Raw genomic sequence first — 22,109 nt, 5'->3', positions numbered from 1 at the left:
CACCCACAGAAAGACCCCCGTTGAAGCAGAGTATTTTCGCCCGCGTTGCCCAGCTCGCCAAGGCCAATCTGAACGCCCTCCTGGACTCCGCCGAAGACCCGCAAAAGATGCTGAACCAGATGGTCCGCGACTACTCCGAAAACATCCGCGAAGCCGAGGCCGCCGTCGCCACCACCATCGGCAACCTCCGGATGGCTGAGGACGATTACAACCGTGCCATGAACGACGCCAACACCTGGGGCAGCAAGGCCATCGCCGCCTCCAAGAAGGCCGACGAGCTCCGCGCCGCAGGGAATCCCGTGGACGCCGACAAGTTCGACAACCTGGCCAAGGTCGCCATCGGCCGGCAGATGAGCGCCGAAACCACAGCCAAGGCCCAGGAGCCTTCCCTGGCAGCCCAGAACGAGGTCGTCGACAAACTCAAGGGCGGCCTGGACCAGATGCGCGGCAAGCTCGGCGAACTGACCGCCAAGCACAACGAGCTCGTCAACCGGGCCCGGGTCGCCTCCGTCCAGACCCAGGTCAACGACGCCCTCCGTGCCCTCGACGCCGGAGACCCCACCTCCGCGATCGGCCGGTACGAGGAGAACATCCGCCGCAAGGAAGCCACCATCCGAGGCCAGCAGGAACTCGCCGCCTCATCCCTGGACGCCCAATTCGCCTCCCTCGAAGACCTCGGAGAGCAGACCGAAGTGGAAGCCCGCCTCGCCGCGCTCAAGTCCATGGACCGCAAAGCCATCGAATACTAAGACCGACCATTCTCGCCGTTTCGAAACCCTAGGTTTCCGAGGCGCTGAGGTTACGAGACACATGAGCCGGGCTGCGCGTAGCGCCGGGTGCCCATAAGGGGATCCCTGAGAGGACATGCTTTGGAGTTCCAAGTTGTGGAATGCGCATGATGGCAAAGACGCTAGGGACTTGTCGGCGTCTTTTCTCGGCACCTACTGTCCCCCGGGCTAGGGGGACAGTAGGTGCTGGGCGTGGTTTCTTGCCAACGACTTGGAGTTGGCTGCTCCATTTCGTTGGAACTCCGTATGGGCTGGAGTCGCAATCCGACCTAGCTACTTCACGAGGCTAGGGCCATATCCGCCTGTAGTTCCAGAGAGCAGCGCGGGCTGGCCCCCGGCACTGGCAACTTCAAAAAGGTGGAACGTATAGCAGTTTGGCGTGCCGTCCAAGCATCGGTCGTACCCGGCGAAGACCACCGTGCTTCCATCTGCAGAGACTCGGGGGTAGTAGTCCCGGTAAATGGTGCCCGGCATGAGCTGCTGCGGTAGGGCCGCGACGGGTGTACTGAATGCGTCGGTGGAAGCGACGTACTGGATCCCATAGATAGTTGTGTCGAAGTAGATCCGGTCCCCAGCCGGAGACCAATCGGGATCGAAATACTGACCGTAATCCCCACCAACCAAGAGCAGGTGTTCATTGGTGCCATCAACGTTCATGACCGCCTGGCCAGACGGGACTGAAGTGAACACAAGCCGTGCCCCATCGGGTGACCAGGAAACCGGGCCAACGCTCACGTGGTCCGAAGACAATTGGCTTAGTGAATGGCCGTCTGCCGAGAGCATGAACAGGTCAAGGTACCCATTACCGTTGTAGCCCCCCTGGTCCCACGCATAGTTTCTACTGATACAGATTTTCGTACCATCGGGCGTCCAACGTGGATTCGAGTCAGCGTAGTCGTATGTTTGCCCCAGAGGGTCCAGAGCAATGGGATTAGTGCCGTCGGCGTTCATTACCCACGTGACCATTGTTCCCACGTTAGGGTCAGGGTTTTTGGCAATGTAGGCTATCTTGCTGCCATCAGGGGACACGTCGGCCATAGTGCCGTCCCCCAGCTTTGCTGTCGAGCCGTCAGCGGAGTGCCTGATCCAGATCTGGGTTCCGGTTCCATCGGTAGGATCAACCTCGTAAACCACGTCACCCGTGTGCTGATTCACGGCCTCAGCAGTCAAGGTAGCGGTGCCGATGACACCGTTCATGACGCCCTTCACCGAGTGGATTCCCGCCGCACTGGTCGTACAAACCGCTCCATTACAGGAGCCTTCAGGTGAAATGCCGAACGTCGTACCCGTGGTTACATCGCCCAGCGGCTTCCCAAAGGGATCGATCGCGGTAGCAGCGTAAGTCTGGGGCGTGCCCACGGGAGCGGTCACCGTGGCCGGTGCGATCTCCAGATGGTCTACTACGCCAGGAAGCTGCTGCAGCAGGGTCGTCGCGATCGCGGAGCCGATGTTCTTGACCATCTGGTTGTTCTGGTAGCTCAGTACGTGGGTGTTGTAGGCAGCACTGAAACTGGTTTTACCGCTGATGGAAGCCCATGAAAAGTCACAGACGAGGTCGCCTAGATTGCAGATGTCGTAGGTACTCGATGGCGTCGGGACATCCCTTTCGCCTAGTTCTAGGGCGCTACGGATCCCTTGTGCGCTGAGGTCGGCGGTCCCGAAGTGCATTGCGGCAGTCTCACTCTTTTTTCCCGGGTCCGCTATCAAGGCGGTCGCGGTGATCCGTCGCAGAAGCGCGTTACTGGCCGGGTCGTTCTTGTCGCTTAAATTTAGAAGGAGGTCATGCATGACCAACGCGCCCTGCGAATATCCACCAAGGACGAATCGCGCGTTCGGGCACTGTTTTGCTTCTGTCGTGAGTTCATCGGTGGCGGATTTGAGGCCTTCCGCGACACTTGCCAAGTACACATCTACGTGGTTTTTCACGTAATAGTCGGTGAAGCCGGCAACTCCACCCAACGCAAGGGCTGTCGCAAGTTGTGTTGCTTCTGTCTTGGAGAGGCTCAGTGTTTTTTTGACATCGGCCGCTGCATAAACGACCAAGAGACTCTTCACTTTTAGGGTTCTGCCCAAGCTGGGTACGGGGGTCGCTGCTAGATCGGTTGCCATTTGTAGGTATAACGAGTCGACCTCCGGGCCCATCCCATGGTACGGGTGGTCTTGTTCGCCGGAACCGCGGGCCCCGATGAATAACACGTCCGGGCAACCTGGATTAGACGGCGTCGTTGCAGCGGGCACAGCTGTTGTTGGAACGGCAGCCGTCGCTGCTATCGCACCTTGCGAAACGCCTATCACGGACAGCATCAGACTCAATGCAACACTGAAGGCCAACATTCGGCCTGTTGGGTGGGTAGTGCTTGCCTGCGACCAACTTTTTGACTTTTGCCGCAACTCGACACGCGTGGAGTTGAGCTGGGCGCTCCTGCTTCCAAACAAGGTGAACATGGCTCCGCCTTTCGTGCGAGACCATGTTCATCGGAAGTTCCATATGACAGACTTTGGCTTCCCCAAACCGAAGATCCCCAAGTCATATCCGGCATCCGGCTGGCGGTCAAGAGCACGAGCATAATCTTGAGCTGTGCCCGTGTTGAAGAGGAGGCCGCATCAGACTCTGCACCGCCTTGCTCTACGCGCTGCCTATTTGTCCGTATGAGCTATAGCGGTCACCCTCTGCGCGCGGCTTTTGTCGGGCGTCTCATATCCCTTGGGTAGCGGGACGTCTCAATGAGTGCCTACTCTCCGCACCTTGACAGTCACAGATTTTCGGTCGAACTACGGACCCGCGATGGCAAGTGCAATTCTCGAAACTATGTCTCGTACCCTTTTGCTGGAATTCGCCCGGGGTGTTCATCGATAGTTACGAGACAGGTGACACGGCACCTGAAGGATCTCCTCGGTGCGCCCAGGTCAAGGCACCCTCCGTGCCCTCGACGCTGGCGACCCCACCTCCGCCGTCGGCCAGTACGAGGAGAACATTCGCCGCAAGGAAGCGACCGTCCGCGGTCAGCAGGAACTCGCCGCCTCGTCCCTGGACGCCCAGTTCGCCTCCTTGGAAGACCTCGGAGAGCAGACCGAAGTGGAAGCCCGACTCGCCGCGCTCAAGTCCGTGGACAGGAAAGCCATCGAATATTAGACGACGCCCACCTGCCTTGGGAGCTCTGCCTAGGGTTGGGCGTCGATAGTGCGATTCCGGGCCGTGATGAAGGCGTTTTTCCGGCGCAGGTATTCCAGGTATTCGTCTTTGGTTTTCGGGACCGCAGGAGTCTTGAAGTCATCGAAATGGTGAAAGTACTTGACCGTTGCGCCGTCTTCTTCCAGAAGGTCCTTCAATAGGAAGAACTCGACGTAACCGTCGAAGTCGCTGAACAGTTCGAAGAACGTCCCATACCTGTTGAGGACATCCTTGAGTGGGTTCGGCTCCATTCCGAGATAGTGGCGGCGGATGCACTCCAACGTGAGGTCAAAGCGGTCGGCGATTCGAGGGTGGAACCCCCGGGCGCCGTTGATCGTCATCTTTCTGTCAATGATGTTGCCAGGGAACACCAGGGCGCTTCCCGCCGTGTAGCCGCCGTAGGGAGGAATTTCTGCCTCGGGAATGGTGCGTATGACACGGGCGGCCCTGTGCAGCAGCCTGGTGGTAATGGCATCACTGGAGAGATGGAAACGCCCAGCGGGGATCGGTAGTCAAGTCTGGATCCGGCTTTCGGTGCCAGGCAAAGGGTGCCACGGCGCTTGGGCAGTTCCCTGCTCCAGAGGATCTGGTGATGCCTTCGAAGGGTTGGGCTGTACTTGTCCGGATCCTTTCCGTCAGAATCGTCGTGGTAGTTGAACGATGTATCAACGCCGGCGGTCATGCTCTTCTCCCTTGTCGGCTGGCGGCCAGAGCGGCGCGTCACGGATCAGGCGCCGTACTTCATGCTCCCGCCCCCTTCCGGTGGGGGCATCGGGTACCGCCCCCGGCGGTGGAACCGGCCGTGCCGTATGCGGCTGTCTACCGGTTTGAATCCCACTCATGCGAATACGTCCCCCTGACGTGCTTAGCCCTGATGCTGCCTGTGGGAACACTCTAGGAAGCGAGAGGATCGTGGCGGTAGGGATTCCTGCAGTCCTAGGGAACTCTTGTGCCGATCTTGAGCGGGCCCTCACTGGTCGATAACCTCAAGGCGGGTGCGCGGGCGGCAAGTCACAGCCCGGCGTGCCGGCCCTCCACATAGGATGATCCGGTGACTGACGTACGCCAAACCAAGCCGTCCCGCTTCATGACGCCCACCCAGGCTGCCGAAGAGCTGAACGTGAAGCCGGGCCAGATCCAGGCGATGATCAAGGCCGGGGAGCTCCGGGCCCTACAGGTTGGTGGCCGCGGGATGTGGCGCATCGGCCGCCAGGACCTCGAGGACTACATCGGCGAAGCCTACCGCCGCACCGCTGAACGAATTGCTGCCGGTGAGATCGCCGACGACCGATCAGGGGCTGAGCAGGTGTTTCTCAACCGAGGAGTAGTCGGCCTTCCCGACTAGCAGCGTGGGCTTGCCTTGCAAATTGACTTAGCGGTTGCCGCCAACCCCTCCAGCAGGCCCTCAGACTTTTGGGCGAGCTCACCAGAGCCTTTCAGGGCATTGCGTGCTTCTTCACCCACTTGGTTGAAGGAGGGGAGTGGAGCGGCAGTCGCGGCGGCTTCCTTTTCAGCGGCTGCCCAGGATGCTCCGCATGTCCCCGACGAGGTCGCTACGCCCAGTCCTTGTTTCAGCAGTTCCCCAGGGTCGTACTGAGGAGAAAGGACTTTTGGGACCTTCACAGCAGCGTCATAGACAGCTTTCGTGCAATCCCATACAGCTTTTCGAACCGCGGAGCCCGATGTTGCGCCCTTCTTGAGTGCGGCAGCGGCTTGCTTTAGCACGAATTCGTTGGTCATCCAAGCCAAGCTGAGATCAGGGTGGATGGCCCATTCGAACGAGTCGGGTGGAGAGTCGACACGGACTGTTTCCGATGGGGCCATGAAGCTATAAGCGTACATGCCCGCTGATGCCAAGGCGTGAAATTCTTGGACTTCAGGCTCAGCGGCCACCTGCGAGGGATACACCGGAGTGTCTGCATAGAACACCCACACCATGTCGCTCTTATTGGTCAGCGTGACTGATCCAGTCGCGTCGTTCACACAGGCCACAATAAGATCGACGTATTTGCGCCCCTCCGTGGTCTGGGCAACCGGCTGTTCTCTCCGCGGCCACTCGGGAGTGCACCCTGCATCGGGAATCACCGCCGCCGGCGTGCTTACGGCCGGCGCGGGGACATAGGGTGCCGGCGCGCTGCCGTGAGACCCGCTGTCGCCGTAGTCTTGGGGCGGCTGCTGCCCCCCACCTCCGCCACCGCCGTTGCATGCGCACAACTGAACGGCCAGCATCAAAGCTGCGCAAGCGGCAAGCAGACGCCTAGGACCGATGCATTGATGAAGGCTCTCCGCCCGATGTCTCCCCAGCTCATAAAGATTGCTGCCCATAGCGCCACCCCAATGGAGACGAGTGATGGGAAAAAAGTTACGTCGGCTGAGGCCTGTCTTCAAGGCATCTGACACCCCCCTTTTGCTAAAGGGGGTGCCCCTATAGCGTGTGTTCGGCTGCTTCTCTTCGGAGCAGTGAGCTTCCCGGTCCGGTCATTGATGAGATGGGTGTGCAAGCTCAACTCCTGGCGGCGCAGTTAAGTTATTGCCCTCTCCATTCCGAGACTTTGCTAATTCGAAAGGCCTTCCTTTTGAGGTTGAGGCTGAGAAACCCTCCCCTGAGCAGTTGCAATTTATGCCCTTAAGGAGTTTGACCATAGCGCAAAGACTGCTGCAGCAAGTAGAGTCGAGGAGAGGTCGTAAATGTGGCTGCGTCGAAACTTTGGAGGGGTTTATGGGCTTCTGGGATGAGCTTAAGCAGGGCTTGCGTGACCAGGCGGTAGGTGCCGTGAAGTATGGAGCATCGACTTCGCCTGGGCACAATCGACAAGCAATGCTTGCGGCGAGAGAGGAACGTTTAGCCCGCGAAGAGGCAGCGAGACGCAGAATGGCTGACGTTGCATTGTCTCAAAGCGACCTTACATCTGTGGCACGCGCGGCATATCGGGAAGCTCAAAAGCAAAAAGGACGAGACGTCCAGTTTGAACAGGGGGGCGTAAAAGTCCTTGTGCAGAATGGGTATAGTCGGAAATTCGACAAATACACTACTGACGTTATTGTTATTGACCCGGCGCGCCGCGGCGAACATCTGCATGTCGTCTATGACGAGAACGGTGCAGAGATTCATAATAAATGGACGAAGAACCATTAATCGTACCGAGCGGACCTGCATGGCAAGCGGTCCAGCGTCGGGACCAGCTCTCTGCAGCTCTTCTTCCTGGCTTGGGCGATCATCTTTGGCAATCAGCAACTTGGCGTAGGGCCCGATGATCTACGCTGCCGATCATTCTCGCCCTTTTGGTACAGCTATGGCCGTTATGCCTAGCAGGAAGAACGGCCTGGCACCGCGATCCCAGCGGGAAACCTTCTAGTACCGCGATGAGACGGGCGTCCGTTACTTCGGTGTCCGGTATGCCCACGAACGGAATCCGCCCACGGCATGACGGTGCCTGGGCCTCAATGCGAAGAACAGTACGCAAACTCTCCTGCGCTGGCACACTCCGGCGCAAGGAACTGGCAGCCATGTGACGCACAGCCTCGCTGGATCTTCCATGCCCGACCGCTGGGACTATTCGCCAACGAGACGACCACCGTTTTTTCTCTTTTCGGTCCCATGCGGGCCGAGTAGTGTGAGTTGTCTGATTAACCGACCATCGGCAACCTCCGGATGGCTGAGGACGACTACAACCGTGCCATGAACGACGCCAACACCTGGGGCACCAAGGCCATCGCTGCTTCGAAGAAGGCCGACGAGTTCCGCGCCGCTGGGAATCCCGTGGACGCGGACAAGTTTGACAACCTGGCCAAGGTCGCCATCGGGCGGCAGATGACCGTCGAGTCCACGGCCAAGGCACAGGAACCTTCCCTGGCAGCGCAGAACGAGGTTGTCGACAAGCTCAAGCAGGGCCTGGACCAGATGCGCGGCAAGCTCGGGGAATTGACAGCCAAGCGCAACGAGCTGGTCAACCGCGCCCGGGTCGCCTCCGCCCAGACCCAGGTCAACGACGCTCTCAAGGCTCTCGACGCAGGAGACCCGACGTCTGCCATCGGCCGCTACGAGGAGAACATCCGCCGGAAGGAGGCCACGGTCCGCGGTCAGCAGGAGTTGGCGGCCTCCTCCCTGGATGCCCAGTTCGCCTCCCTGGAAGACCTCGGCGAGCAGACCGAAGTGGAAGCCCGCCTCGCCGCGCTCAAGTCCATGGACCGCAAGGCCATCGACTACTAGAACGCTTGCTTCGGAAAGACCCTGGACTTGTGGCGGTCCGGGGTCTTCTGCTGCCGGGCGCGGGGCATGAGGTACAGCAGCTGTCCCCACATAGGATGGGCGGTGACCGAAGAACCAAAACCGCGCTTCCTGACTCCCACCCAGGTTGCCGAAGAACTGAACGTGAAGCCGAGCCAGATCCACGCCATGATCAAGGCCGGGGAGCTTCGGGCTATTCACCGGCTGCTTGGCGCTCATTAAAGGTTTCCACGCTCACCTGAGAGTTTCCCCCGCCACGCCGCGAACGTAACCAATCACACAGCCCAGTGGATGAGCCCGTTCACTGAACCGAAGCAACCAACCTGCACCAACAGACGAACGCAGGCTCTTTGAGATCCCCACCCGCCCGAGAGCACAGAAAAGGCTGCCCCTTTCGCTGAGCGCGCCCTTCCCGTAGTGCCTGGAGACATGACAAAGGCGTTATTGGATCCTGTTTCTGTCCTTTCACAATGCGCCGGCTTCGTCGAGGATGGCCCGTACCAGTGAGCGTGCTGTCCATGCAGCAATCTCCCGTTCACGCTCGGGCGCGTGTCCTCGAATATCTTCCAGGACGATCATTGCTTCCCACCCCAGGACGATGGACAGTGATGACACCAGGCGGTCGTACTGTTCGTCGGTAAGGCGTTCTCGTAAGGGCTCAACTGCTCGTTCGATCCAGTCGACCCGCCGATGGCCCCGTGTGGGGCCGGCCCGAGACGGGGTGGCTGCGGTCAAGGCGACCATCCGACGCCCCAGTGGCAGCCAGTCGCGGCCATGACCCCAAAGAGTGTCGACGATCATTTCAACCCGTTCGGTGGCGTCGCTTTCTGGCGCAAACTCGGCTCGGATTTCCCGGCCTGCAAGTGCCCCCATAGATGCGTCCAGAATCAGCTGATCGAGAGTGGGGAAGTGCATGTAGATCGTCCGGCGAGACACTTCCGCCGATGCGGCGATTTCGTCAAGCGTGGGCCTTGTCCCGTCTCGCAGTAAGCGCTCCGTGGCGTCAAGGATGGCAGTCCGTGTGCGACGGCGTTGGGCGGGCCGACCGGTTTTTCTGGGTGTTGACGCAGCAGCCATGACAGGAGTATACCGATGTGCATCAATTGCATAGCAGTGCAAATAGGAGGTTTTTCGATGTCCGGCTTTGATGATGCAATCGTCGAATTTGACCTTGCCCTGAACCACTACCTGAACGGGGATCCCGGCGCTGTCCAGGACGTCTTTTCCCGGGGAGAGGACGTCACCCTCTGTAATCCTGTCGGGCCGCCCTGCCGCGGACGCGAGGCCGTAGTTCGGGCAGCGGCTGAACCGAGCTCCCACTTCACCGGCGGGAATCTCAAAGGAGTCGAGGAGGTCTCTCGGTTCGTTGCCCCAGACCTGGGTTACGTGGTCCGGATCGAGCGGGGACAAGCCCACGTTGACGGAAGCAGTGAGCCAATCCCGTATGCACTACGGGTGACACTAGTCCTCCGCCGCGAGGGGGAGTCGTGGAAAATTTCTCATCGCCATGCGGACCCCATCATGGCGCCACGGCCACTTGCCACCGCAATGGAACAACCACCGGCATGACGTCCGAGCGAATTAAGGCGTGCGACCGCATGATCGCCAGGAGTAGACCCAGTTCGACTGTCATTGAGGCACGGGAAAGGCGCGCCCCGTTCGCTGAGCGCGCCCTTCATTTTCCCATTCCCCAAGCCGATCCCCTTCGGCTACAACCATCATAAGCACGCTTAGGAATGTGCTCGCAAGCCCATTTTCGTATTACCAGGCGAACGTTCGCCCCGAAATGTCTCGCTCCTTAGGGCAGGCGGCTGCTGCCCCTAGCCACTGCGTCGACCGCGGTCAGGTGTCACTGGGGCGTGGACGGGTCGTCAACGGGGACCAGTTCGAAGCCTTCCGCAAGTCGACAGCGTGGGACCCCTGATCCAGGGGCGGGACCCCTTCGGGGGCAAACTCTGTCCAAGCGAGGTTTGCCGGGCTGGTATCCACCATCGCCAGGAGTGCTCGCATCTCATCTCCGCCTGTCGGCTCCACACGGGGGGTGTCCAGTTCTGGAGAGTTGATTTCCGCGATCTCCTCGCCGCTTTCGCTGAAGACTGTGCAGCGGACAAATCGGTCACCATCCGGCTCAAGGACAACATAGGCGCCGTCCTCATGAGCAGCTAAGACAAGGCGGCCGAGGAGACCGACCCTGGACATTCCCAGTGCCGCGGACACTTGGTCGCCCATCCGCTCGGTTGCTGTGATCGCCTCCCTGACTTCGTCGTCGTTGAGCCGAGCGGGATTGATCTGCAGGTCGGGAAAGCCGTGCTCGCGGGTCCATTCCCAAGCCGCGTCTTCGCGGCCGGCCCAGTCGTACCCACCGGAGTTTCGCAGTTTCACGATCGGCCAGCCGCTCGCGTAGAGATGTGTCTCTGCCCAGAATTGAATTGCCTTCACGGTCGCCCATGGGAGGCGGTAGGCCCAGTCCGGGTGGTCCTCGCCGGTCTGGTAGATGTAGCAGCTAGCTGCCAAGTAGATTTGCACGAGATGCTTGGGTTCAAGCTTCCCCGTCAGGATTTCATCGACCGGCGTGAAGATGTACTGGGGCTCGGCCTTTTCTTCCTGGTAGTCCTCGGAGACCGCCACGTTGTTGAAGAGGGCCATTGCTTCTCCGATTGACTGAGCGGTAGCAGTGTCCTCGTAGTCGAAGAATTTGTCAGGCATTCTGCCGTTCCGTATCCTTCGGGCCGCTGTCGCCAAGAGGTCGATGTGATCCGTGCCGACGATGAACGAGCTCAATGCGTTCCCCCTGTCTCGCGAGCCGCCGCCGACCCGGTTTTCGCAGCCTATCTACGAAAGATGATCCTGCCTAGGACTGTGCCTGCCGCACCCAGCCAACCCGGGGACTACGTGTCCGACCGTGGAAGCCCCCTGGCCCAGAATGCGATCATGAGTCCGACGGTGGCGGCCCCGCCGGCGTAGGTCCAGGGCGAGGACCAAGAGCCTTCAGGGGTTGGAATGGCGAAGGCAATCGAGACGGTCGCTATGGCCAGGAGAAGCTCCACGGCCGCCTGCAGCCGCTGCCCGGGGTAGGCGAACCTGACCAGCGGAATGACCGGCAGCACGAACAGGCCCAGGCTCGGGAACGGGTAGATGACGTTGAACGTGAAGATCAGCATGCCCAAAACCAAGAGTCCGAGGAACTTCAGCAGCTGCACGGGCCGGAGTGGGCTCTGCCGGGTCCATCGGCTGAGCAGCAGCCCCCATGCCGGCAGGCCGAGCAGCCAGCCTCCGGCCCACCATCCCAGGTTCAGCAGCGCCAGGGGAACGAGCAGGGCGCCGGGCAGCAGGAACGCCACAACCTGGCGCGGCGACGGCATCTTCCTGGTGGGCCCGAAGATGCAGGACTTGATCAGCAGGTAGACGGCCACGTACCAGGGCACCAGCTGGATGGCGGGATCCGCCAGGCTGAACACGAGCCCGGCCAGCGCGGGCACCATGACGCACACCGCGGCGAAGGTCCATGGCGCGGTTCGGATCATCCTCCGCTAACCACAGGCCGTGACCCCTGCCCGACAAGGGCGGGGGTTGGCATGAAGCCCTTGAAGGTCAGGTACAGGCCCAGGGACAGTTCCCAGAGGAAAATCGGCAGGGTTGCCACCGCTGACAGAGTGGAGACTTGGGTGTTCAGGCCGAACATGGTCATGGCCGCGGACAGGAGCAGTAGAGGGGCGCCGATCAGGCCCAGGATGGGGATGGCGCGCGGGACGAGCCGGGACCGGAACAGCAGGTAGCCCAGCAGCAGCGCGTTGATCGCCGGGATGGTTCCAGGGCCCAGAAGGAACGTCCAGTCCCGGACGGCTACCAGCGCTTGGCCTGCGCCGATCAACGGCTCGGCATTGGCTCCTGCGGCCACCGACTGTCTGAGCGTCACCACCGCCAGTAGGCTGACCACGCCGATGGCGATAACAGCCGCCTCAAACAGGCGGGACGTAACGAAGCCCAATGCCAAGCTCTCACCGTGTCGCCTGATGCCCGGGAACAGCGCCACGGCCGTGCCCACGCAGGCGAAGGCATTGACCAGGTCCAGAACGCAGCCCCAGATAACACTGGCGTCGCTGCCGGTGCCGGCGACATAGTCCGGGTTGTCCAGCACAGGCCCCAGGAGGAAAACCGCCGGGATAGAGCTGGCAAAAGTGACGAGGTAAAACACTCCCGCGGCAAGCGCGGCCTTCCGTGCTGAATCCAAAGCGACTCTTCTCAAAGGACGGTCTGATAACTGTCGGGCGGTGATGCCACGAGGCACGCGTAAGCAGCCACGCCCGCCCTTATTTCGCACAATACAGTCGCGGCCTACAGGATTCAGTGGAACGCCGGCAGTGTTGGTGTCCTCTTCACCTGGACAAAGCCGTCGTGGAGTCAGGCTGACTACTCCGCACACATGCAGCCCATGACCAAGATTTCCGTTCCCACCCTCAACGTTTACCAGCCCGGCCATGAGGTCCTTGCCCCGGGGCTGCCGGAGGAGCGCTGCATTCTGACGGCAGAGGCCAGGGACAACCTCCCCGAGGGGACCATCACCATCGGCGCCGACAACTGCCTTGCTGTCGCCGACGGGCAGGGAGGGTTCAACGACGTGGGGCTGGAAGGACCCTACTCGCCCGAGGACAGTGTCGTCATCCCCGCATACGTCATCGCCGGCCCCGATCTTCCCGTCCTGATAGCCGGCCCCGGCGCGGTCTTCTCCAGCCAAGCCGAGGTCGACCAGATCAGCTTCGGGTTCCATGCCGTTGACGCCAACGGCTCACTCTTCAGCTGGGAATGGCTCGACAACTGGGAAGCCTTTGGGCCGATGGTCTGGGCGACGGCCGGCAAGGACGGCGTAGCGTCACCCGTCTTTCCGGTCACCGCCTGGCTCTGAAGCGGCGAAGCCCGCCTAAGGGCACGATTTGGGATCCCTTACTGGCACAGGATGTAGCGGAGTACCGGTCGGCCCCGGACTCGTGCATGAAAGGGGCTACGCGGGTGGACTGTAAAACAGACCCTTTGCCCCATCGCATTTACGGACTACGACATCGCGTCGATTTCCTGAGCGACCTCCTCGGGGTGGTTAGGGAAGCCCATGTGTCCGCCAGGTACTGTCCGGTGGCTGACACCAGCTGTGGAGGCTATCCACTGGGCAGCCTCCACGAAAAACGGCGCTGTCTGCTCGGCACTGAGTATGGTAAGCGGAAGGCTCATTTCCGCCAATGCCTCCGGCTCGGGCCGCCATGACGAGAATGATCCGAACTCCGCTTCCAGCAGGACCCTGGCGTTAGTCCGCAGACCTTCGAGAAAGTCCGGAGGCAGCAGGGCGGCGGCGTCGCCTGCGGCGAACTGGACGAAGGACTCGGCGCCGCCGGCAAGTCCACCGGCCTCCACGCCTGCCGCGATGACCGGCTGCACTGTGGCCATGGCGTCGTCGGGGTTGGCCAGAACGCCCAGCAGCGCAGGCTCGTGCAGCACGACGCCGGTAAAACGCCCGGGTGCCTTCAGGGCAGCGGCCAGCGCTATCAGTGCACCGGTGCTGTTGCCGAATACGACGCCTGGTGACGTCCCGAGCGTTTCCAACAAGGCAATTACGTCGCCCGCGTGCTGGTCCACTGAAGTCTTTGACCAGTCCGGTTGCTGTGGACTGCGTCCATTGTTCCTGCGGTCGTAGGCGACGACTGTGTGCTTTTGGGCCAATACTTGGGCCAGTTCGGCGTATTGCCTAGCGTCACCTCCAGCGCCGGGGACCAGGAGAACAGGCGTGCCGTGACCTGCCACGTCAACGTGGAACGTAGCGCCGCCAGCCTTCACCAGGGCGGTGCCATCAATTGTGCTCATTGTCTTCACCTTTCCGAGCGGTTTACCTGTCCCCTTTATTGGACGTCCGGCCGCACCCTGCCGTCCAAGACCGCTATGGACTCGGACGATCACAAATTCTTATGATGAGCCATGGAACTCCGCCAACTCCGGCGATTCCTTGTACTGGCCGAGGAACTGCATTTCGGTAAGGCCGCCGCCCGGCTCCACATCGCCCAGCCTGCACTGAGCCAGGAGCTCAAAGCCCTGGAAAAAGACCTGGGGCTCCGGCTCTTGGACCGAACCCACAATCACGTTGCACTCACGGACGCAGGCCGACGCCTCCGGGAAGAGGCTGCCCATATCATTGAGGCCCACGATGCCGCGGCGGCAGCAATGGAAGAATTACGCAGTCCTCCGCCCGGCACCCTCAAACTGGGCGTGGCCGTGGGAGTCGCGTACCCGCTGTTGGCTGAGCTGCTTAGCGGCCTGGGTTCAGGTGAGAATGCACCGGGGGTAGAGGTTAAACTTGCGGCAGCAAGGGAAGGGGTCCAGAAGCTTCTTGACGGAGAGTTCGACGCTGTGTTCATTCACGCCGTGCCACCCTCGGACGAACGGCTCGGCGTGCTTACCCTGGAGACCGAGCCGATGGGGGTTGCTCTTCCGTCCGGCAGTCCGCTTTCAAAGCTTGCAGCGATCGCCCCCGCCGATCTGAACGGGCAGGCCTTGATCTGGTTACAGCGCGACGGCGACCCGGACGTTCGTGAACGCGTATTGGGGCTTCTAATGGGCGGTGGAATGATTCCCGGGCCGCACCGCTGGTCCCCGAGCATTGCGACGACCATGAGCCTGGTGGCCGCCGGTCTTGGGGTGTCTTTCAAAACGCCGCATCAGGTGGTACCGGGCGATCCGCCCGGAGTTGTGTGGCGCCCGTTTGCCGGGGTGTCCCTTCCCATGCCGACGGTACTGGTCTGGCTCCGCAACGGCGCCTCGCCATTGACTACCCGGCTGGTCGTTCACGCCAGGCGGTACGTCGCTAAGAAATCCTAAGGCACCGGTGTGAGCTCCCTGGTTGGTGCCAGTAGCCACACCTACCCCGACCTTCGAACGCTTCTCGCGGCTACTCTTCCTTTCATGGATGCCCCGTGCCAACCGAACTGGACAGGCTTCGTGGCGCTGTCCGAACCTGACCAGGTCGACTGGAGCCAGCTGGAGCACGCCTACGGGAAAAGCGCCGTCTCGCTGGGCCCCGGTGCGGGCTTCCCTACGAACATTGACGGCGACGTTGTACGTTCCCTTGCTGCCCTGCGAACCGACCCTGGCCAGGCATTCAACGCCCTTTACTCGAACATCTGCCACCAGGGCACGGTCTACCAGGCAACGGCCCATGCAGTGCCGTTCATCGCAGCTGTCGCGGCCGGCGATGTTCCGGATGGAATCCGGACACCTCTGCTGGCGCTCCTGGGCGGCATCGCGATCGGCGGCAGCTACGTTGCCCCGAACGGCTACCACTCGCGTGCGTTCGGAGAAGGCGTAGACGTCTTGGTCACTGAATCGCTTGCCGCTTCGGTGGAGGGCCTCGCAACGATTCGGTCGCCCCGGCTTGTCGCACTGATCCACCCAATCCGGTTGCTCCTTGAAGAACCGACCGACGCGCGCCGAGCCGCAGTCGAATCCGCCGTCGACCTTGCGGTTGCGCCGCTGCCCACGCTTGGAGACCTGTAGCTCGCACACGGATCCCGGGACCGGCCGGTTACTGCCTCAAGATCTGACGTCAGTGATGCTTGTGGGGTCTCGCGCCCAGAACCTAGACGATGGCCCGTGATTGAGCCCCAATACCATGTGGTTTGAAAAGTCTTTAGCTGATCCTCGTTTGACCGCCCAAAGCAAACAGGGCCAGGTCTACCTGACGGGGAGACCAACGGTGCCCACGACGTTCGGCCTCGGACGCCAGCCCAACGACGATGGTCATGTACCTCCCGTACCGACCGCTTGCAGCGGAGAGCGAAAGCCCAAGCTTTTCCAGACCCGTTTGGGCCGGCTGATCTGAAGTTGGTGAGCACCAATGAGAAACAGCACGGCTGGGGCAAACGGTTGGCGGAGTCACGCCCGCTAATCAACGTCTCAACCGTTGACAGATAAGAGTGCCCACAGCAGACCATCGAATCTATGTCGAGCGGCCTAGGCCCAATCAGTTTTCGCAAGAGGGCGGGCCGAGCTCGCTCAGTTTGCCGGCTTCCTGAAGTCGGTGACAGGAGGTTGGAACGTAGCCGAAAGCTCTTGAAGCTGCTCCTCAATATGGCCTAGCTGGGCGCTGAAAGTTCCCGCTGTTGGCCTGACAAAGCCTGCACCGCACAGCAACCGAATTTGTCGACGGACCGTGGACATCGACAGGTCCAAGGCGAGAGCTGCATCTGCGCAAGACGATGGACCCTGCGCGATCAGGAAGCGAAGGAGTCGGCTTCGCGTCCGGTTCATCAGTATGTCCTCTACCAAGGAGACCACCACCGAATGACGTTGGGAGGGTTGAACCCCCTGTAGACGGGTCTACAGGGAAACCATACTCTCATCCGCGCGGGGTTGGAAGTGTCCCGGCAGCCCTCGTTGCAGGCGGCGTTCGCCAGAGGAATACACTGGGCACCAGAGCCGACTTACGCATTGGACCAGGAGGGAGGCGGGTCTTGTCTTCTGACCAAGGGGCATTCAGTGCTGGCTTGTCTCCGCAAGCAGAGTTGGCGCGACGCCTGAACCTTCTGCTAGATGTTGTGGTTGCCGAGCGAGGTCTGCCCGTCACGTTCCGTGAGGTTCAGCAGAAGCTGCAGAGCAGGGGAATCAAGCTTTCCAGGGCCCGCTGGTTCTACATGAAGGACGGCACGGGGAGACTCGTCAGTGACCCGGCATTGCTTGGAGCTCTGTGTGAAATTTTCAATGTCGACCCTGGGTATCTGCAGGGTGGCGAGGCCGCTGACCTGCCCGAGCGCATTGATTCACAGCTTGAGTTTGTGAAGTCCCTGCGCGCAGCCCGTGTGAAGACCTTTGCGGCCAGGACTCTTGGTGATGTGTCCCCGGAGACCCTTCGTGCCATCACGGAGTATTTGAACAGGGACATCAGCCGACGGCCGGAGGGTGAGCAAGCAGCGGCGGGTTCGTCGTCAGACACGGGTGAAGCAGCGGAGTAGGTCGAATAGGTGCGACCGCTGTCGCAGCGCTGCGACTACTTCTCGAGCAGGTAGCTTAGGTGCGCGTTCAGCAGTTCCTGTATTCGGACTGCGTTGGCAGAATACCGGGGCGACCGTCCGTGCCGGCGCCCAGGTTCGACGTCGACTATCACCACGCCCGCGTCCTCCAAGGCCGCGAGGTGCTTGGCAACGCTGGGTTCGCCGGCGCTGACTGCGGCGACAATGTCGCCGCGCGTCGCTGGTCCGTTAGCCGTTAGGAATCGGAGAATTTCGTTTCGCGACCGGTTGCCGAAGGTAGCGACGGCAGCCTCAACGTCGGCCGACCAGGCTGCGTCGTTTGGCTGGGTAATCCGCGGCATAGCCACATTCTTCCCGAAGGTTGCTGAAAAAGTAAGAACGGCAACCTTGACGATACTATAAGTATCTTCGACAATAATTCCTGTAGCTTCTACTGATCGTTGCTGGATCTGCGTATCCACGTCCGCGAGTGGCCTCTTCAGCGACTCTGCTAACTAATCGATCTGAACAAAGCGGGAAGTCGTGGAAATCGACGCTAGGCCAATTCAACATAGCTCGGAACCCTCCAAGACCATCTCTGTCGACGTCTCGTTGCTGAACCCTCCTGCGGCAGGGCAATCCAACGTCCCGATCGACCAAATTATGAGCGCGGTGAACAGCGTGCAGGGTTACGTCGTCTCCCGCCTGGCACGGATTGGGCGCACCTGCGATGTGGACGACATTATGCAGGACATTCGGGTCGCGGTCTGGGACGGGGTGACGAAGGGGCGCTACCGGGAGTTGCCGGGAATTCCGTTCGAAGCTTGGGTCCAGGGTGTCTGCAACAAAATGTGCGCGGCACACGTCCGGCGCGAACTCAGTCATCAGACTTTGCCGCTGCTTATGGATTTCTCGACGATGGAAGCGTCACCTGAAGTCCTCGCTGTCATCGGCGCAGGGTTGGGTTTGGACAGCACTGAGAGGTATGTCGACCACGCGTGGGCGCAGGCCATGCTCGGCTTGGTGCAGAGAAACGTCAAGGAGGACACGTGGCAACTCGCTGTCTCTAGTCTGGTTGGGCCTCGGCACTACGGACCGCCATCGCCAAGAGACAGACGACGCTGGCACGCCGTTACTGTCGTGCGGCAGACCGCTATGACGATCAATGCCGCCCTGAACTGCCACCCCGAGCCGGGGCTAAGCATGGAAGGTCTTTGCCGATGCGCTGCCGATTGCCTTCCCACTGCTGTTCTGAGAAGAGTCGCGGAGACCATAGTCCGTCCAGGGCTGCGCGGCCTGCCTAGGTCCGTGCAGATGGCGGCGCTAGCGACCGAGCTTGGTGTCACTGAGCGGTATGTCGCCGTGAACATCGGCTTCGCGCGGCAGTTGTACCGGACAGCTTGGCGTGTGCTCCAGCACGAGGCCAACAGGCAGACCGCCTAAGCCATGGTTGGCTGGGGGACGGGAAGCCGGGTACTGCGCACACTCCATGCGGTGGGCCGCCAGCGCTCGTTCGTTGCCGTACTCTTCGTTGTCTTGCTGATAGGCGGTCTCCTCTTCCTATTCTGGCCGGGCCATAGGCCGGGTGCGGTGTCGGCCCAAGGCCCGACAGCAAGCACGCCTTCAGCGTCGGCAGCTTCCATGGCGCCCAAGGCAACGGGCGCGCCCCCTGCTGTCCCTGGCGAAACCGATGCGGCCGCACCTGCCTCACCTGTTGATCTTTCTCCAACAAGGGACTTCCGCGTGCTCGCTGTTGAGGCTGCAAGGGAAATCTACACCTGGGACAGCCGCTCGTCGTCGTACTCGGATGTGTACGCACGGGTGCGCTCGTGGTGGAAGTTGCTCCCCGATGGATCCAATCCCTTTTCGGTGTTGGTCAAAGAGTTCGAGGCCACTGGCGTGACTGCCACTTCCTTTGCGAGCCTTGGACAGCAGTCGGCGCGGCGGACCGGCACAGCGCAATCTGTTCGCTGCGATCTTGAGTTGGCCAAAGTTCAGGAATTCCCACCTCCCTGGGCGGGCCTTCATGTGTGCACTGTGATTGTGCAAGTGGTCGATGAGACCAGCAGGGATCGAAACACTTATTCAGCACCTATAACGGTGATGCTGAACTGCCCGCCGGCGGTTACAGCTCCTGCTGACCACTGCGCCATGGTTGCCTTCTATGCGACCCCGGACCGAATCGTCTACTGATGGTCGGCCTCGTCGCCGTGGCAGGTCTGGTCAGGCGACGGGCGCTGCTAAAGGGTGTCGCTGCCGCTGGGACTGTCCTTGTGCTTCTCGGCCTGATGGCGTTCGTCGCGGGTGTCGCTCTACTTGCAGGTCTGAGAGGCGAGCCAACTTTCGCTTGTGCTCCGGCTGATGCTGCATCTCTCAGCGCGGGCAAGGGGACTGGCGATGGGCTGGAGGTCCGCGATGGCAGCCAGTTGCTATACGAGCTGAACTCGCGACAGGAAAGTGTGGCTCGCGCGTACATTGGGGTCGGAGAAGAGCTTGGCGTACCCCGTTCGGGACAGATCATTGCCATCATGATGTCGATGCAGGAGTCGAGTTTGCGCGTGCTCGCAAACCCCAGGGTGCCGGCTTCCATGGGCTTTCCGAATGACGGCGTTGGGAGCGACCACGACTCAATAGGCTCGGCCCAACAACGTCCCACGGCGGGATGGGGGAGCGTTGAGCAGCTTATGGACGTCTTCTACAACGCCCGCGCCTTCTACGGCGGCCCTTTGGGTCCCAACCGAGGAAGTCCTCGAGGGCTGCTCGACATCCCCGGTTGGCAGGCAATGGACAAAGGCCCCGCAGCTCAGGCCGTCCAAGTATCAGCATTTCCGGAGCTCTATGCGCGTTGGGAGCGTGCGGCGACAGCAGTCGTGGCTGCGTTGGAAACGGATACGTCGCCAGCTCCTTGCTCATCTTCAGCGCCCAAAGTAGGTCCTGCGGCCTCTTGGAAAAACCTGAGTCAGCTCCGCCAGGATATCCTGCGGTTCACGCAGGAAGGTCTAGGCGGACGGTATGTATGGGGTGGCGCTTCATTCAAAGCATGGGACTGTTCGGGCTACGTGCAATGGATCTATCAACAGGCTGGTGTCCAACTGCCTCGGGTAGAGCAGTGGCGTGGTGGGGTACGGACCGACGATCCGCAGCCGGGGGACTTGGTGGTTCAGAATCCGCAGGGGCCTGATAACTGGGGCCACGTGGGCATCTACGCAGGCAACGGCATGATGTGGAGCGCTCTGAACCCGGACGTGGGGACGTTGCTACATCCGATCAGCTGGAACACTGGGACTGCTTACTTCAACCTTTTAGAGCGGTAGACATCGCTCGCGTTACTACAGCACCGAGCAGGCATTCTGGCTTATGAGTCGATCTTTGCGTACGCACAGCAGCGGGAGCAGCCCCAGCCCCTCAGGCCTCAGGGACGGAAGGTTCGGGAGTGCGCCCAAGTGCCTTTTCATGCTTTTCGGGGTCCGACAGTTCCTGAATTAGTGTGGCCACATAAGCCTTCGTGTAGACGTGATTCTTGTGGGCCTTGCTATAGATGCAGTTTGTGCCATCGGCGAAGGTGGCGGAGGCGCCATGACCCTTCTTAGGACCTACACCATCTCGATGCCGCATTTTCGTGAAGTCGTTCACGGAGAATCGGAACTTAGTTTGCTCCTGGACGGCATTGGCTGCAGCAGCAGGAAGCATCTCGTCGTCGAAGCCATTGGCTTTCAACTTTTCGAAGATAAGCACCTTTCCCGTTTTTCCGGCTGCTATGGCTTCTGCTAACTCTTCCTCTGAAAGCTCTTTGGCGTTTACGAATTTGAAGGCCAGGTCCGCTTCGTCCTTGACTCCGCGGATTGGCTGAAGCTGGATTCTGTACTCGAAACGAGGATCCTGGCGGATAGCAGCGGGGATAGTGGCCTCGAACTCTGAAATGTACGTCTTCGCTTCCAATGGCAGGCCGCGGCGGAGGTTTCTTTGCTCATCCATGCCTTCGGGCGAAAGTGACTGCACAAACACCGGAAATCTTAGTTCGTCAGCAAGGGACTCCGTTGCACCAAAGTGCCGCGTGAGTTCGGCTTCGAAGTTGATTACGTAGGCATGAGCATGAGCTGCTGTGGCGATCAACAAGCTTCTTTCGAAACGGTGCTCGATTGAATTCCGCAGACCTATGAAGAACTCTACGTTCAGCCGAATCGGGTCATGCTCCTTATATGAAACATCCAGGCAAGTTTGCAGGTCCCATGACTGTTTTTGCCCGTACTTATCTCGCTTGTAGAGGCGACTGCCCTTAGATGCTCGGAAGTAGATGTTGGTTTTCTTCCTCATAAGCTGGGCGTGAAGAAGGTTTTGCCATGCCAAGTGCATGTGAACAACAAAATCAGCATAGCTTTGGCGCTCGCCTGGCCTGTTATAGAAGTCAACCGCGACACAAGCTTGGCGCCGAGCCTCGCGCATTGTGTGCCACCAGTCAGCCTTGGCCAAGTTTCCCCCTTGATCGTTTATCCGCCGCGGTTGCAGTTGCGACAACGGCAAAACTGCTCAACGCGAACTCTTATCAAATCTTCTCACGACAAAAAATGTCATGTCGTTCGGCCCCGCTTCCTCCATGAACCCGTGAGCTCATCTGCTCACTCCATGGAATACAACAGACGGAGCACCCATGTATTTTGCAGCGGTGGACCCAGGGATCACGCCGAACGCGAGTTTTCCCTTCCTTGAATCGCTCAAACAAATCGGCGGCGGAATACTCGTCGGCGCCTTCATCATCATTGCCATCGTGGCGATCATCGGCGCAGCGCTACTGCTAGCGGGCAAGCTGAGCCAATCGTCGCGCCTGGCCTCCAGCGGCGGCGTGATCCTCCTCTGGACAGGCCCTGTGGCTGCCATCCTCGGCGGCATCAATGGCTACATCCTTTGGTCGCAGACCGCGTTTCATCTCGGGTTCTAGG

25 protein-coding genes and 2 pseudogenes are annotated in these 22,109 nt (G+C 60.5%); 15 read left to right on the top strand and 12 right to left on the bottom strand.

Annotated features, from left to right (window positions below; all coding sequences use genetic code 11):
- Positions 1-20: 20 nt before the first annotated feature.
- The gene (locus J7I84_RS19085) at positions 21-749 is read left to right on the top strand and encodes a PspA/IM30 family protein (protein ID WP_251046836.1); all 729 of its coding nucleotides are present in this window, start codon (positions 21-23) and stop codon (positions 747-749) included.
- Positions 750-1,061: 312 nt separating this feature from the next.
- On the opposite strand, the gene J7I84_RS19080 is transcribed toward J7I84_RS19085, so the two are convergent.
- Complete coding sequence (locus J7I84_RS19080) at positions 1,062-3,233, bottom strand: cutinase family protein (RefSeq protein WP_214946097.1); 2,172 nt, start codon at positions 3,231-3,233, stop codon at positions 1,062-1,064.
- 484 nt (positions 3,234-3,717) lie between these two features.
- Between J7I84_RS19080 and J7I84_RS19075 the strand changes: the two are divergent.
- A pseudogene (locus tag J7I84_RS19075) lies at positions 3,718-3,921 on the top strand (PspA/IM30 family protein); the annotation flags it as partial.
- 29 nt (positions 3,922-3,950) lie between these two features.
- On the opposite strand, the gene J7I84_RS21655 reads toward J7I84_RS19075, so the two are convergent.
- Together J7I84_RS21655 and J7I84_RS22100 are read right to left on the bottom strand one after the other, a co-directional pair.
- Positions 3,951-4,415, bottom strand: coding sequence for a DUF6994 family protein (locus J7I84_RS21655; RefSeq protein WP_396020090.1), 465 nt, complete (start codon positions 4,413-4,415; stop codon positions 3,951-3,953).
- Positions 4,298-4,642 carry a DUF6994 family protein gene (locus tag J7I84_RS22100; RefSeq protein WP_396020086.1) on the bottom strand — a complete coding sequence of 115 codons (345 nt, stop codon included), beginning with the start codon at positions 4,640-4,642 and terminating at the stop codon, positions 4,298-4,300. The genes J7I84_RS21655 and J7I84_RS22100 overlap by 118 nt, the downstream gene beginning before the upstream one ends.
- A gap of 369 nt (positions 4,643-5,011) precedes the next feature.
- Here J7I84_RS22100 and J7I84_RS19065 point away from each other — a divergent pair, with 369 nt between their 5' ends.
- A complete protein-coding gene (locus J7I84_RS19065) occupies positions 5,012-5,305 on the top strand; it encodes a helix-turn-helix domain-containing protein (protein WP_311381169.1) in 294 nt (97 codons plus the stop codon).
- Here J7I84_RS19065 and J7I84_RS19060 read toward each other — a convergent pair.
- Complete coding sequence (locus J7I84_RS19060; protein WP_214946096.1) at positions 5,302-5,943, bottom strand: hypothetical protein; 642 nt, start codon at positions 5,941-5,943, stop codon at positions 5,302-5,304. The two genes, J7I84_RS19065 and J7I84_RS19060, sit on opposite strands and share 4 nt — an antisense overlap.
- Before the next feature lie 736 nt (positions 5,944-6,679).
- Here J7I84_RS19060 and J7I84_RS19055 point away from each other — a divergent pair.
- From J7I84_RS19055 to J7I84_RS19045, 3 genes and pseudogenes are all read left to right on the top strand, one after another.
- The gene (locus J7I84_RS19055) at positions 6,680-7,096 is read left to right on the top strand and encodes a hypothetical protein (RefSeq protein ID WP_214946095.1); all 417 of its coding nucleotides are present in this window, start codon (positions 6,680-6,682) and stop codon (positions 7,094-7,096) included.
- Positions 7,097-7,594: 498 nt separating this feature from the next.
- Positions 7,595-8,170 (top strand): annotated as a pseudogene (locus J7I84_RS19050) (PspA/IM30 family protein); the annotation flags it as partial.
- 102 nt (positions 8,171-8,272) lie between these two features.
- Positions 8,273-8,410 (top strand): AlpA family transcriptional regulator, encoded by a 138-nt coding sequence (locus J7I84_RS19045; RefSeq protein ID WP_214946093.1) that lies wholly within the window; start codon positions 8,273-8,275, stop codon positions 8,408-8,410.
- A gap of 243 nt (positions 8,411-8,653) precedes the next feature.
- Here the strand turns inward: J7I84_RS19045 and J7I84_RS19040 are convergent, their stop codons facing one another.
- Positions 8,654-9,265, bottom strand: coding sequence for a TetR/AcrR family transcriptional regulator (locus tag J7I84_RS19040; RefSeq protein ID WP_214946092.1), 612 nt, complete (start codon positions 9,263-9,265; stop codon positions 8,654-8,656).
- A gap of 15 nt (positions 9,266-9,280) precedes the next feature.
- On the opposite strand from J7I84_RS19040, the gene J7I84_RS19035 reads away from it, so the two are divergent.
- Positions 9,281-9,757, top strand: coding sequence for a nuclear transport factor 2 family protein (locus J7I84_RS19035; RefSeq protein WP_311381168.1), 477 nt, complete (start codon positions 9,281-9,283; stop codon positions 9,755-9,757).
- 273 nt (positions 9,758-10,030) lie between these two features.
- Here the strand turns inward: J7I84_RS19035 and J7I84_RS19030 are convergent, their stop codons facing one another.
- From J7I84_RS19030 to J7I84_RS19020, 3 genes are all read right to left on the bottom strand, one after another.
- Positions 10,031-10,969, bottom strand: a complete 939-nt coding sequence (locus J7I84_RS19030; protein ID WP_214946090.1) for a hypothetical protein — start codon at positions 10,967-10,969, stop codon at positions 10,031-10,033.
- A gap of 107 nt (positions 10,970-11,076) precedes the next feature.
- Complete coding sequence (locus J7I84_RS19025; RefSeq protein ID WP_214946089.1) at positions 11,077-11,712, bottom strand: hypothetical protein; 636 nt, start codon at positions 11,710-11,712, stop codon at positions 11,077-11,079.
- Positions 11,709-12,419 (bottom strand): DUF4386 domain-containing protein, encoded by a 711-nt coding sequence (locus J7I84_RS19020; protein ID WP_214946088.1) that lies wholly within the window; start codon positions 12,417-12,419, stop codon positions 11,709-11,711. Before J7I84_RS19020 ends, J7I84_RS19025 begins: the two co-directional genes overlap by 4 nt.
- 201 nt (positions 12,420-12,620) lie before the next feature.
- Between J7I84_RS19020 and J7I84_RS19015 the strand changes: the two genes are divergently transcribed.
- Complete coding sequence (locus J7I84_RS19015; protein ID WP_214946087.1) at positions 12,621-13,091, top strand: hypothetical protein; 471 nt, start codon at positions 12,621-12,623, stop codon at positions 13,089-13,091.
- A gap of 146 nt (positions 13,092-13,237) precedes the next feature.
- Here J7I84_RS19015 and J7I84_RS19010 read toward each other — a convergent pair whose 3' ends face one another.
- The gene (locus J7I84_RS19010; protein WP_214946086.1) at positions 13,238-14,038 is read right to left on the bottom strand and encodes an alpha/beta fold hydrolase; all 801 of its coding nucleotides are present in this window, start codon (positions 14,036-14,038) and stop codon (positions 13,238-13,240) included.
- A gap of 111 nt (positions 14,039-14,149) precedes the next feature.
- Here J7I84_RS19010 and J7I84_RS19005 point away from each other — a divergent pair, with 111 nt between their 5' ends.
- Both J7I84_RS19005 and J7I84_RS19000 read left to right on the top strand, forming a co-directional pair.
- Positions 14,150-15,046 (top strand): LysR family transcriptional regulator, encoded by an 897-nt coding sequence (locus J7I84_RS19005; RefSeq protein WP_214946085.1) that lies wholly within the window; start codon positions 14,150-14,152, stop codon positions 15,044-15,046.
- Between the two features lie 84 nt (positions 15,047-15,130).
- Positions 15,131-15,721 carry a hypothetical protein gene (locus J7I84_RS19000; RefSeq protein WP_214946084.1) on the top strand — a complete coding sequence of 197 codons (591 nt, stop codon included), beginning with the start codon at positions 15,131-15,133 and terminating at the stop codon, positions 15,719-15,721.
- Positions 15,722-16,219: 498 nt separating this feature from the next.
- On the opposite strand, the gene J7I84_RS22095 is transcribed toward J7I84_RS19000, so the two are convergent.
- A complete protein-coding gene (locus J7I84_RS22095; protein WP_214946083.1) occupies positions 16,220-16,474 on the bottom strand; it encodes a helix-turn-helix domain-containing protein in 255 nt (84 codons plus the stop codon).
- Positions 16,475-16,677: 203 nt separating this feature from the next.
- Here J7I84_RS22095 and J7I84_RS18990 point away from each other — a divergent pair, with 203 nt between their 5' ends.
- The gene (locus tag J7I84_RS18990) at positions 16,678-17,175 is read left to right on the top strand and encodes a hypothetical protein (RefSeq protein ID WP_251046834.1); all 498 of its coding nucleotides are present in this window, start codon (positions 16,678-16,680) and stop codon (positions 17,173-17,175) included.
- 35 nt (positions 17,176-17,210) lie between these two features.
- Here J7I84_RS18990 and J7I84_RS18985 read toward each other — a convergent pair whose 3' ends face one another.
- Positions 17,211-17,534 carry a helix-turn-helix transcriptional regulator gene (locus J7I84_RS18985; RefSeq protein ID WP_214946082.1) on the bottom strand — a complete coding sequence of 108 codons (324 nt, stop codon included), beginning with the start codon at positions 17,532-17,534 and terminating at the stop codon, positions 17,211-17,213.
- A 181-nt stretch (positions 17,535-17,715) separates the two neighbouring features.
- On the opposite strand from J7I84_RS18985, the gene J7I84_RS18980 reads away from it, so the two are divergent.
- From J7I84_RS18980 to J7I84_RS18970, 3 genes are all read left to right on the top strand, one after another.
- Entirely contained in the window at positions 17,716-18,615 is a 900-nt protein-coding gene (locus tag J7I84_RS18980) for a hypothetical protein (RefSeq protein WP_214946081.1), read from the top strand.
- 198 nt (positions 18,616-18,813) lie between these two features.
- On the top strand, positions 18,814-19,365 hold the full coding sequence (locus J7I84_RS18975; RefSeq protein ID WP_214946080.1) for a hypothetical protein: 552 nt from the start codon (positions 18,814-18,816) through the stop codon (positions 19,363-19,365).
- Positions 19,365-20,486, top strand: a complete 1,122-nt coding sequence (locus J7I84_RS18970; protein WP_214946079.1) for a C40 family peptidase — start codon at positions 19,365-19,367, stop codon at positions 20,484-20,486. The genes J7I84_RS18975 and J7I84_RS18970 overlap by 1 nt, the downstream gene beginning before the upstream one ends.
- A 91-nt stretch (positions 20,487-20,577) precedes the next feature.
- Here the strand turns inward: J7I84_RS18970 and J7I84_RS18965 are convergent, their stop codons facing one another.
- Positions 20,578-21,642: a DUF3644 domain-containing protein gene (locus J7I84_RS18965; RefSeq protein WP_214946078.1), complete on the bottom strand. Its 1,065-nt coding sequence runs from the start codon at positions 21,640-21,642 to the stop codon at positions 20,578-20,580.
- 178 nt (positions 21,643-21,820) lie between these two features.
- Here J7I84_RS18965 and J7I84_RS18960 point away from each other — a divergent pair, with 178 nt between their 5' ends.
- The gene (locus J7I84_RS18960) at positions 21,821-22,108 is read left to right on the top strand and encodes a hypothetical protein (protein ID WP_214946077.1); all 288 of its coding nucleotides are present in this window, start codon (positions 21,821-21,823) and stop codon (positions 22,106-22,108) included.
- Position 22,109 lies beyond the last annotated feature (1 nt).

This window comes from Arthrobacter sp. ISL-85 (assembly GCF_018613675.1).
Classification (GTDB): Bacteria; Actinomycetota; Actinomycetes; order Actinomycetales; family Micrococcaceae; genus Arthrobacter.
This window is presented reverse-complemented; position numbering and strand designations above follow the sequence as displayed.